This window comes from Modestobacter marinus (assembly GCF_019799945.1).
GTDB lineage: Bacteria > Actinomycetota > Actinomycetes > Mycobacteriales > Geodermatophilaceae > Modestobacter > Modestobacter marinus_B.
Genome location: NZ_JABGCH010000041.1, coordinates 23,529 through 33,773 on the forward strand (window position 1 = coordinate 23,529; position 10,245 = coordinate 33,773).

8 protein-coding genes and 1 tRNA gene are annotated in these 10,245 nt (G+C 73.5%); 3 read left to right on the forward strand and 6 right to left on the reverse strand.

The window, feature by feature from the left end:
• Positions 1-106 precede the first annotated feature (106 nt).
• From HK417_RS22355 to HK417_RS22380, 6 genes are all read right to left on the reverse strand, one after another.
• On the reverse strand, positions 107-1,822 hold the full coding sequence (locus tag HK417_RS22355; protein ID WP_222272187.1) for a protein kinase domain-containing protein: 1,716 nt from the start codon (positions 1,820-1,822) through the stop codon (positions 107-109).
• Complete coding sequence (locus HK417_RS22360; RefSeq protein WP_222272189.1) at positions 1,822-3,255, reverse strand: peptidoglycan D,D-transpeptidase FtsI family protein; 1,434 nt, start codon at positions 3,253-3,255, stop codon at positions 1,822-1,824. The genes HK417_RS22355 and HK417_RS22360 overlap by 1 nt, the downstream gene beginning before the upstream one ends.
• A complete protein-coding gene (locus tag HK417_RS22365) occupies positions 3,252-4,676 on the reverse strand; it encodes an FtsW/RodA/SpoVE family cell cycle protein (protein ID WP_222272191.1) in 1,425 nt (474 codons plus the stop codon). The genes HK417_RS22360 and HK417_RS22365 overlap by 4 nt, the downstream gene beginning before the upstream one ends.
• Complete coding sequence (locus HK417_RS22370; protein WP_222272193.1) at positions 4,676-6,064, reverse strand: PP2C family protein-serine/threonine phosphatase; 1,389 nt, start codon at positions 6,062-6,064, stop codon at positions 4,676-4,678. The genes HK417_RS22365 and HK417_RS22370 overlap by 1 nt, the downstream gene beginning before the upstream one ends.
• Positions 6,061-6,516, reverse strand: coding sequence for an FHA domain-containing protein FhaB/FipA (locus HK417_RS22375; protein ID WP_222272195.1), 456 nt, complete (start codon positions 6,514-6,516; stop codon positions 6,061-6,063). The genes HK417_RS22370 and HK417_RS22375 overlap by 4 nt, the downstream gene beginning before the upstream one ends.
• Positions 6,517-6,583: 67 nt before the next feature.
• The gene (locus HK417_RS22380) at positions 6,584-7,366 is read right to left on the reverse strand and encodes an FhaA domain-containing protein (protein WP_222272197.1); all 783 of its coding nucleotides are present in this window, start codon (positions 7,364-7,366) and stop codon (positions 6,584-6,586) included.
• A gap of 279 nt (positions 7,367-7,645) precedes the next feature.
• On the opposite strand from HK417_RS22380, the gene HK417_RS22385 reads away from it, so the two are divergent.
• The 3 genes from HK417_RS22385 (at position 7,646) to HK417_RS22395 (ending at position 10,108) form a co-directional block, all read left to right on the forward strand.
• Positions 7,646-7,728, forward strand: a tRNA-Leu gene (locus HK417_RS22385).
• A 148-nt stretch (positions 7,729-7,876) separates the two neighbouring features.
• A complete protein-coding gene (locus HK417_RS22390; RefSeq protein ID WP_222272199.1) occupies positions 7,877-8,536 on the forward strand; it encodes a GntR family transcriptional regulator in 660 nt (219 codons plus the stop codon).
• Between the two features lie 138 nt (positions 8,537-8,674).
• Positions 8,675-10,108 carry an MFS transporter gene (locus HK417_RS22395; RefSeq protein WP_222272201.1) on the forward strand — a complete coding sequence of 478 codons (1,434 nt, stop codon included), beginning with the start codon at positions 8,675-8,677 and terminating at the stop codon, positions 10,106-10,108.
• Positions 10,109-10,245 lie beyond the last annotated feature (137 nt).

Sequence of the window (10,245 nt, forward strand, 5' to 3'; positions counted from 1 at the left end):
GGCCGGCCGGCCGGCGGGCGCACGAGGGCGTGCGCCGCGCCGTCGGGGAGCCTAATCGCTGGCGGCAGCTGCTCCGGCGCGACGCGGAGGGAGCGGGACGTGTGTGTCATGGGGTGCCCGAGGGGTGCGCGACCACGGCCTGCTCGTCGGCCTCCGCGCTCGGGGAGGTCGACGGGGCGGTCGCGGAGGCGGACGGCGCGGGCGGCGGCGCGGTCGACGTGTCGGCAGGCCGGGACGTCGAGGTCTCCGCGGGCCGGGACGTCGAGGTCTCCGCGGGGCGGGACGTCGAGGTCTCCGCAGGTGCCTCAGACGTCTCAGTGGGGGCCGCGGTGGTCGCCGGGGCCTCCGTGGTCGGCTCGGCGTCGTCCGTCGGATCCCCGCCCGGCGTGTACGCGTCCGGGGTGAAGAACAGGACGATCTCCTGGCCCTGGGTGAGCGTGCCCGACGCCGGGTCGGCGGTGACCACGGTGTCCTCGTCGAGCGGCCGGCCGACCGCGGCGAGCTGCGCGTCGCTGGCCTCCTCGGGGTCGACCTGCAGGCCCAGCCCCTCGAGCTGCTCGGCGACCTCGTCGACGTCCCGGCCGACGTAGCCGGCCACGTCGAACTCGATGCCCCCGGTGGAGTTCGTGCTCGCCGACTCCGTCGGGGCGGCACTGGTGGCCGAGCCGGTGCCGACGGTGTCCCCGGAGTCAGGGTCCTCGCCCCCGGACAGCAGGCCCCAGGCGGTGCCGGCGAGGACCAGGAGCACCGCGAGCGCGCCGGCCACCCACAGCAGCCGCCGCCGGGAGGCGGCCCGGCCCGCGTCGCCGCCGTCCCAGCCGCCGGGACCGGCACCGTCGCCGCCGTCACCGCCGGTCGGCGGGCCCTGGAGCGGCGGCATGGTGCGCGGAGCGGTGCCCGGATCCGCGCGCAGGGTCCCGGTCGGGAGCATGCTCGTGGCGGCGCCGGCGGAGGTCAGCGCCGTGGTCACCGCCGTCGGCGGGGGCGCTGCTCCTCCGGCCGCCACCTGGCGGACCGCGGCGGCGAAGGCGCCGCCGTCGGGGTACCGGGCGGCGGGGTCCTTGGCCAGCGCCCGCTCGATGAGCGCCTTGACCGGGCCGGGCACGTCGGCCGGCATCGGCGGTGGCGGCCGGTTGATCTGCGCCAGGGCGATCGCGACCTGCGACTCCCCGTCGAACGGGCGGGTGCCGGCCACGCACTCGTAGCCGAGGACGCCGAGGGAGTACACGTCCGAGGCGGCGGTGACGACGAAGCCCTGCGCCTGCTCGGGGGAGAGGTACTGCGCGGTGCCGACCACCATGCCGGTGCGGGTCAGCGGTGCGGCGTCCCGGGCGTAGGCGATGCCGAAGTCGGTCAGCTTCACCACGCCGTCGGGACGCACCAGCAGGTTCCCCGGCTTGATGTCCCGGTGCACCATCCCGGCGGCGTGGGCCGCGGACAGCCCGTCACCGGCCTGGGCGAGCACGTCGAGGGTCTGCGCGGCGGTGAGCCGCCCGTGCTCGGCGAGGATCGTCACCAGGGGCTTGCCCTCGACCAGCTCCATCACCAGGTAGGCCAGCCGGTGCCCGTCGACCACGGTCTCGCCGTAGTCGTAGACCGAGGCGATGTTCGGGTGCGAGAGGGCGGCGGTGTGGCGGGCCTCGTTCCGGAACCGGATGAGGAAGCTCGAGTCGCCGGTGTACTCGCTGCGCAGCACCTTGATCGCCACGGCCCGGCCCAGGGTCCGGTCCCGGCCGCGCCAGACCTCACCCATGCCACCGGTCGCGATGGGGGCCGTGACCTCGAAGCGGTCGGCGAGCACGGTCCCGACGTGGACCGCCATCAGCCGCCACCCTGGCCCAGGTAGGCCTCCATCACCTGGCGGGCGATGGGGGCGGACAGGTCGCCACCGGTGCCCCCGCCGTTGCGCACGAACACGGCGACGGCGATCTGCGGGTCGGCGGCGGGGGTGAAGCCGATGAACCAGTTGTGGTCGGGGCCGGCGTTCTCCGCCGTCCCGGTCTTGCCGGCGACCTCGACGCCGCTGATCTGCGCCCGCCGGCCGGAGCCGTTCTCGACGACGCTGGTCATCATCCCGGTGAGCTGGTCGGCGACCTCGGGGGAGACCGGCCGGCTCATCTCCTCCGGGTCGGTCTGGTCGACCACCGTGAGGTCGGGGGCCTGCACCGAGTCGACCAGGTAGGGCCGCATCAGCGAGCCGTCGTTGGCGACGGCGGCGGCGATCATCGCCGCCTGCAGGGGCGTGACCACGACGTTCTGCTGGCCGATCGAGGCGACGCCGAGCTCGGCGGCGGTGGCGATGTCCCCGACCGTGCTGCCGGCGACCGGCAGCGGCATCTCGAAGCCCTCGTCGTCGAGCCCGAACTGCTCGGCCATCTCGCGGACCTGCTCCTCGCCGAGGTCGATGCCGAGCTGGGCGAAGGCGGTGTTGCAGGAGATCGTCAGCGCGTCGGTGAGCGACTGCTGGCCGCTGGGGTCGCAGGGGTCGTTGCCGAAGTTGTTCAGCGTCGTGGCGGTGTTGGGCAGCGTGAGCTCCTGCGGCGCGGGCACCACCGTGTCGGGCGCGTAGTCGCCGGAGGACAGCGCGGCGGCGGATACGATGACCTTGAAGATCGAGCCCGGCGGGTAGCGCTCGCTGATCGCCTGGTTGGTGATCTGGTCGTCGTCCAGCGACTCCCGGTAGGCGCGGATCGCGGCCGGGTCGTGGCTGGACAGCTGCGCCGGGTCGAACGTCGGCGTGCTGGCCAGCGCCAGCACCTTCCCGGTGGACGGCTCCAGCGCCACCACGGCCCCGGTGAGGCCGTCGAGGGCGTCCATGGCCACCTGCTGCGTCGCGCCGTCCAGGGTCAGCTGCACGTTGCCGCCGGAGGGGTCGCGGCCGGTGAACAGGTCGGCGAGCCGGCGGACCCACAGCCGGTCGTCGGTGCCGGCGAGGACGTCGTTCTCCGCCCGCTCGATCCCGGTGTTGCCGTAGATCACCGAGTAGTAGCCGGTGACCGGGGCGTACACCGGCCCCTGCGCGTACTGGCGCAGGTAGGTGAGGGAGTCCTCGGTGGGCACCGAGGAGGCGATCTCGTTGCCGTCGACGACGATCGCCCCGCGCTCGCGGTCGTACTCCTCGGCGAGGATCCGGGTGTTCCGCGGGTTCTCCCGCAGGGAGTCCGCCCGGACCACCTGGATGATGTTGACGTTGACGATCAGCAACGTGAACAGGACCAGGACGCTGATCGCGACCTTGCGGAGCGGGGCGTTCACGGGCGCACGACCTCGGTCGGGGCGTCGGTCAGCTTCGGCGGCGTGGGCGCCGGGGGCGCGGTGGGCCGGCGGGCGGCGTCGCTGATCCGGACCAGCAGCGCCACCAGGCCGAAGTTGGCCACCAGCGAGGAGCCGCCGTAGGCCAGGAACGGCGTGGTGAGGCCGGTCAGCGGGAGCAGGCCGGTCACCCCGCCGAGGACGACGAACACCTGCCACGCGACGGCGAAGGCCAGGCCCGCCGACAGCAGCTTGCCGAAGCCGTCGCGCACCACGAGGGAGGTCCGCAAGCCTCGCTCGACCAGCACCAGGTACAGCAGGATCACCGCGACCAGGCCGAAGAGCCCCAGCTCCTCCCCGATCGCCGAGGCGATGAAGTCGCTCTTGGCCACCGGGACCTGGTCCGGCCGGCCGCCGCCGAGCCCCGCGCCGAACAGGCCGCCGGTGCCCAGGCCGAACAGCGACTGGACGATCTGGTAACCGCCCTCGTCGGCGTAGGCGAACGGGTCCAGCCAGGTGTCCACGCGCACCCGCACGTGACCGAACAGCTGGTAGGCGACGAACGCGCCGCCGCTGAACAGCAGCAGACCGATGATCAGCCAGCTCGCCCGCTCGGTGGCGACGTAGAGCATCACCACGAAGATGCCGAACAGCAGCAGCGAGCTGCCCAGGTCCCGCTCGAAGACCAGCACCAGGATCGAGGCCGCCCAGGCGACGAGCACCGGGCCGAGGTCGCGGCCGCGGGGCAGCTCCAGGCCGGCGACCTTGCGGCTGGCCAGCGCGAGCACGTCCCGCTTGTCGACCAGGTACGCGGCGAAGAAGACGATCAGGCAGATCTTGGCGAACTCACCGGGCTGGATGGAGAAGCCGGCGACCCGGATCCACAGCTTCGCGCCGTAGACCTCGGAGATCGAGGCGGGCAGGACCGCGGGGATCGCCAGCAGCACGAGGCCGACCAGGGCGAGGGTGTAGGCGAAGCGGGCCAGCACCCGGTGGTCGCGGACCACCACCAGGACGGCGGTGAACAGCCCGAGCCCGACGGTCGCCCAGAGCAGCTGGACCGGGGCGTCCTCCCCGCTGCTGTTGCTCCCGAGCTGGTCCCCGGCGATGTCCAGCCGGTGGATCATCGACAGGCCGAGGCCGACCAGCACCGCGACGCAGGGCAGCAGCAGCGGGTCGGCGTAGGGCGCGAACCGGCGCACCAGGACGTGCGCGACCAGCCACAGGGCGGTGAACCAGGCGCCGAAGGTGGCCACCTCGCTGGTCAGCGACCCGGTCATGGTGATGTCGACGATGCACTGGGCGGCCATGGTGATCAGCACCGCGAACCCCAGCAGCGCGAGCTCGGTGCCGCGCCGCTTCGGTACGGGCCCACTGCCCGCCGCGGACGCCCGGGGGTCGGTCCCCGGTCCGGGCGTGACCACTAGTCGACCTCCCGGCAGTCCACTCCCGGCTCATCGGAGCGGGACGGCCCCGTCGTCGGGGTGGGCGGCGGCGCCGACTCGGTGGCCGGCGGCACGTCGGTGCTGGTCGGCTGGGCACCCTCGGTCGTGGGCGCGGCGCTGCTGGGGGAGGCGGTGCTGGAGGCGGTGCTGGAGGCGGTGCGGCAGACCGGCAGCTGCTGGGCGCGGAGGTTGTCCAGGATCCGCTCGGCGTCGTCCCGGTCGTCGGCGGTGATGCCGCCGGCCACGCGGTTGCGCGCGGCCTGGGTGAGGTCGGTGGTGGCCATCGCGGTCGCCTGGTCCAGGCGGTACAGCTCCAGCCCGACGATCGAGGTGTTCAGGCCCTGGAAGACCGCCACCCGCTCCCCGTCGTCGGTCTCGGCGACGCCGACGAACCAGTGGCCCAGCACGAAGGCGTAGGCGCCGATCGCGGCAGCGCCGACGAGCGCGGCCGCGGCCACGACGACGAGCGCGGTGCGCAGGGGACGGCGGCGGTGCTCCGGCGGGGAGACGGTGGCGGCGGTCGCCGACGGGGCGGCGGCCGCGGGGCCGGCCAGCGCCGCCCGCCCGGCCGCGGACCCGGGATCCACCTGCCGCTGACCGGCGTTGTCACCGGCGGCGCCGTCCACGACCGGCTCGATCGAGACCCGGCCGTCGTCCTCGACGACGTCGGCCACGATGCACGTGATGTTGTCCGGGCCGCCGCTGCGCAGCGCGAGCTCGATCAGCCGGTCCGCGGTCGCCTGCGGATCGGGGTCGCGCAGCGCCTGGGCCAGCGTCTCGAAGCTGACCACCCCGGACAGCCCGTCGGAGCACAGCATGTAGCGGTCCCCGGCGCGGGCGTCGCGCATCGACAGGTCCGGCTCGACGTCCTGGCCGTTGAGGGCGCGCAGCAGCAGCGAGCGCTGCGGGTGGCTGTTGGCCTCCTCCTCGGTGATCCGGCCGTCGTCGATCAGCGTCTGCACGAAGGTGTCGTCGTGGGTGATCTGGCTGAGCTCGCCGTCGCGCATCAGGTAGGCGCGGGAGTCACCGACGTGGCACAACCCCAGCCGCCCGCCGGCGAACAGGACGGCGGTCAGCGTGGTGCCCATGCCCTCCAGCTGCGGCTGCTCGCGGATCACCTCGCGCAGGTGCTCGCTGCCCTCGAACACCGCCTGCCGGAGCGCCTGCAGCAGGTCGCCGGAGGGGGCGTCGTCGTCCAGGTGCTCCAGCGCGGCGATGACCACCTTGCTGGCGACGTCACCCGCCGCGTGGCCGCCCATGCCGTCGGCGACGGCGAGCAGCCGCGGCCCGGCGTAGACCGAGTCCTGGTTGGTGCCGCGGATGAGCCCGCGGTCGGAGCGCGCGGCGTAGCGCAGGACGAGCGTCATGAGCGGAGCTCCAGCACGGTCTGACCGATCCGGATCGGCTGGCCGGGGGAGACCAGCAGCGGGCCCTGGACCCGTTGCTGGTCGAGGTAGGTGCCGTTGGTGGAGCCGAGGTCCTCGACGTACCACTGACCCCCGCGGTTGGTGAGCCGCGCGTGGCGGGAGGAGGCGAAGTCGTCGGTGAGCACCAGCGTCGAGTCGTCGGCGCGGCCGATCAGGATGGCCTGCTCCCCGAGGGTGATGCGGGTGCCGGACAGCGGGCCGGCGGTCACCACGAGGTGGCGCGGCCCGCGGCGCTTGCGGCCGGCCTGCGCCCGCGGCGGGACCGAGGTGACCCGCCCCGGGCGGCCGCCGAAGAGGTCGGCGCGGACCACGCGGAAGGCCGCGAGGATGAACAGCCAGAGCAGCAGCAGGAACCCGAACCGGAACGCCTGGAGCACGATCTCGGAGGTCACGACGTGGCCTTACCGGCGCTCGTCGGCGGGGGCCGGTGGGTCTTCCCGGGTGCGGTGCCCCGAACGGTCACGGGCCGTCCTGTCGGTACACCAGCACGGAGTGACCGATCCGGATCACGTCGCCGTCGGCGAGGTCCTGCCGGCTCACGCGCCGGCCGTTGACCAGGGTGCCGTTGGTCGAGCCGAGGTCCTCGACGGTCACCGTGCCGCCGGACAGCTGCACGTCGACGTGCTTGCGGCTCACCCCGGTGTCGGGGAGCCGGATGTCGGCCTCGGTGCCGCGGCCCAGCACGTTGCTCCCCGGCTCGAGCACGTGCTTGGTGCCGGGTCCGTCGACGACCAGCACGTGGGTGGTGCGCATCCCGACCCGCCCGGTGAAGGCCGGGTCCTGGGCGCCGGTGTCGGTGGGCATGCGGCCGCGGCCGGCCAGCGGCGGCAGCGGCGGGACGCCTGAGGTGGGGGCGTGCTCGCGGGCGGGGGCGCCGCTGACGTGCGAGGCGACCTCGAAGACGCCGGTGCGCAGCTCCTCGTCGCGCTCCAGCCGCACCTCGACGTCGTCGAAGGTCTGGTACCCCTCGCGCTGGATGTGCTCGGTGACCATGGCGGCCAGCTCGGCCGACAGCTGGTCGGACCACTCGGCGAGGTTGTCGTGGTCGACCGGACCCAGGGTCACGACGTAGACGTTGGGGGCGAGCACGCGGCCGCCGCTGAGCACGTTCCGCTGCTCGTCGGCCTCCCGCTGGAGGGCGTTGGCGATCTCGGCGGGATGGACCTTGCCCTTGAAGACCCGGGCGAAGGCGAGCCCGACCATGCCCTCGAGGCGTCGCTCGAAGCGCTGCAGCACACCCACAGTCGCTCCCTTGCGCTCGCTGACCTCCCACCGACCTGAGCGCTGATCGTAACCGGGGGAGGGTCGCCGGGCCGGTCGCAAGCGCAGGACGCCCCGGACTGTTCTGTTGCCGCCCCGGGCGTTCGGCTCTTGTGTACCAGTGCTCGGCCCCGTGCGTGCGCGACCGCGCCGTGCCGGTGCGAGCAGGTGACCGCCGGTGCCTCCGGAGGGCGCCGCGCGGCCCCTGAGGAGGGGGTCACCGGGCCGCGCGAGGAGGGCTGCTAGTGTTCTTCCTCGCCAGGGCAAGTGGCGGAATGGCAGACGCGCACGGTTCAGGTCCGTGTGTCCGAGAGGACGTGGGGGTTCAACTCCCCCCTTGCCCACCCAGCCGAGGGCCGGTGACCGACGGGTCACCGGCCCTCGCTGCGTTCCGGCACCTCGACGGGCCGGCCGGGCTGCGGATGTCGACAGTCGTCACGCCATTGTCGACACCGCCGTCCGGTAGGGTGCGGAGCGACGAGGAGGTGCGACGTGAGCATCGAGCCGCTGGCCAGCCTGGACCGCAGCACGCTGCGGGAACGGGCGCTGGAGGTGCTCCGGACGGCCGTCCTCTCCGGCCGGTACGGCCCCGGGGACCACCTCGGCGAGGTCGAGCTGGCCGGGTCCCTCGGGGTCAGTCGCGGCACGGTCCGCGAGGCGCTGCGGCACCTGCAGCAGGAGGGGCTGGTCACCCCCGGCAACCGGGGCATGCTGCGGGTCAGCAGCCTGAGCCCGCACGAGGTGCGCGAGCTCTTCCGGGTCCGCGAGGCACTCGAGGGCCTCGCCGTCCGGGAGATCATCGCCTCGCCGGGCCGGGAGTCCGCCGTCGCGGCCCTGCGGACGGCGCTGGACCAGCTCACCGACGACGGGGACTTCGCCGCGCGGATCCAGGCCGACCTGGCCTTCCACCTCCAGCTGTGCCGGCTGTCCGGCAACTCCATGCTCGTCGAGGCCTGGCAGCGCCTCGAGGGCCGGATGCGCGTCGCCATCCTCAGCGGGGCGGCGTGGCAGGCGCCGATGATGGCCCGCGACCGGCACGCCCCCATCGTCGACGCCATCGAGCAGGGCGACGTGGCCGCTGCCCTCCGGGTCGTCGAGGAGCACATGGCGGCGGCGGCCGAGCACTTCGCCGGGGCGTCCGACCCCGCCTGACCGTCCCGCCGGCCCGAGCCGGCGGCTCCGAAGTGACCCTTGACACTGTGACGCGGGCCATTCATTCTCGTTGTCAGTCGACTGTTAACAGTCAACTGACAACGGGGACTCGACGCCCACTGCTCACCGGAGGTCACCATGACCGAACGGCCGCCAACCGTCCGCGACCCACACCTCGGGGAGGTCGCCGCCTGGCATCCCATCGAGGGCACCCCGACGAAGAAGAAGGTCGCCGTCGGCTGCTCGATCGGCGCGACGATCGAGACCTACGACTTCATCGGCTTCGGCACCGCCGCAGCCCTCTACTTCAACGACGCCTTCTTCCCGGCGACCGACCCGCTGTCGGGCACGCTGCTGTCCTTCGCGACGCTGGGCGTCGGCTTCGCGGTGCGCCCGCTCGGCGGCATCATCGGCGGGTACCTCGGTGACCGGATCGGCCGCAAGCCCGTCCTCGTCGGGTCCCTGCTGCTCATGGGCATCGCGACCGTCCTCATCGGCCTGCTGCCCACCTACGCGCAGGTCGGCGTCTGGGCCCCGGTGCTGCTCGTCGCCGTCCGCGTCGTGCAGGGCCTGGCGTTCGGCGCCGAGTGGGGCGGCGCGATCCTGATGTGCTTCGAGCACGCTCCCTGGCGCAAGAAGGGCCTCTACACCGGCATCACCCAGGCCGGCTTCCCGGTGGGGCTGCTGCTGGCGAACCTGGCCTTCCTGGCCAGCGTGCCGCTGGGTGGCTCGTGGGCGTGGCGGGTGCCGTTCCTGCTCAGCGCCGTCCTGATCGTCGTGGGCATCCTCATCCGGCTCAAGCTGGAGGAGTCCCCGGAGTTCGAGGAGCTCAAGGAAGAGGGCGAGGTCTCGAAGAACCCGCTGCTCGAGGTGCTGCGCGACGACTGGCGCAACGTGCTGCGGGCCTTCTGCCTGCGGATCGCGGAGACCGCGGGTTACGCCGTGGCCGTGACGTTCATGCTGTCCTACCTGGTCGCCGAGGGTCTCGCCGATCGGGCGGTCAGCCTGACCGCGCTCATGGTCGCGGCCGGCATCGGCATCGTCGCGACGGTCTTCTGGGGCGCGCTGACCGACCGGATCGGCCGGCGGCCGGTGTACCTGATCGGCACCGCGGTGATGGTGCTGTGGGGCATCCCGCTCTTCCTGGTCGTCAACTCCGGAATGGCGACGGTGATCGTGCTGGCCTTCGTCGTCAGCTACGCCGTGTGCCAGAACTCCCTGGCCGGCGTGCAGGGTGCGTGGTTCCCCGAGCTCTTCGCGGCCAAGACCCGCACCACCGGGGCCTCACTGGCCTACCAGATGTCGGCCGTGGTCTCCGGCTTCACGCCGCTGGTGGCCACCGCGCTGTACGCCGGCTTCGGGTGGGTCGGCCCGGCGCTGCTCTTCGTCGGCTACGGGCTGCTGGGCCTGGTCGCCGCCCTGGTCACGACGGAGACCTGGGGCCCGGCCGAGCGCGAGGACGTCGCGGCGCTGGAGCGGTCGCTCGCGGGCCGGACCGCTCCGGACGGGGTCCCCGCCCCACGGACCGCGGCGGACCCGCGGCAGCTGACGTCCGGCTCGACGACCGACTGACCCACCGACTGACGAGGAGCACGTCATGACGTCGCTACGTACACCGCAGACCGCGGCCGGCCCGGCCGACCAGGGGGAGCGGATCGAGCGGATCCGCCAGGCCGCGTACCGGATCCGGCGGAACGCTCTGGATGAGG

Coding starts and splice junctions, on each gene's coding strand:
- HK417_RS22355 (WP_222272187.1), bottom strand. CDS start 1,822: ATGGCGGTCCACGTCGGGACCGTGCTCGCCGACCGCTTCGAGGTCACG.
- HK417_RS22370 (WP_222272193.1), bottom strand. CDS start 6,064: ATGACGCTCGTCCTGCGCTACGCCGCGCGCTCCGACCGCGGGCTCATC.
- HK417_RS22395 (WP_222272201.1), top strand. CDS start 8,675: ATGACCGAACGGCCGCCAACCGTCCGCGACCCACACCTCGGGGAGGTC.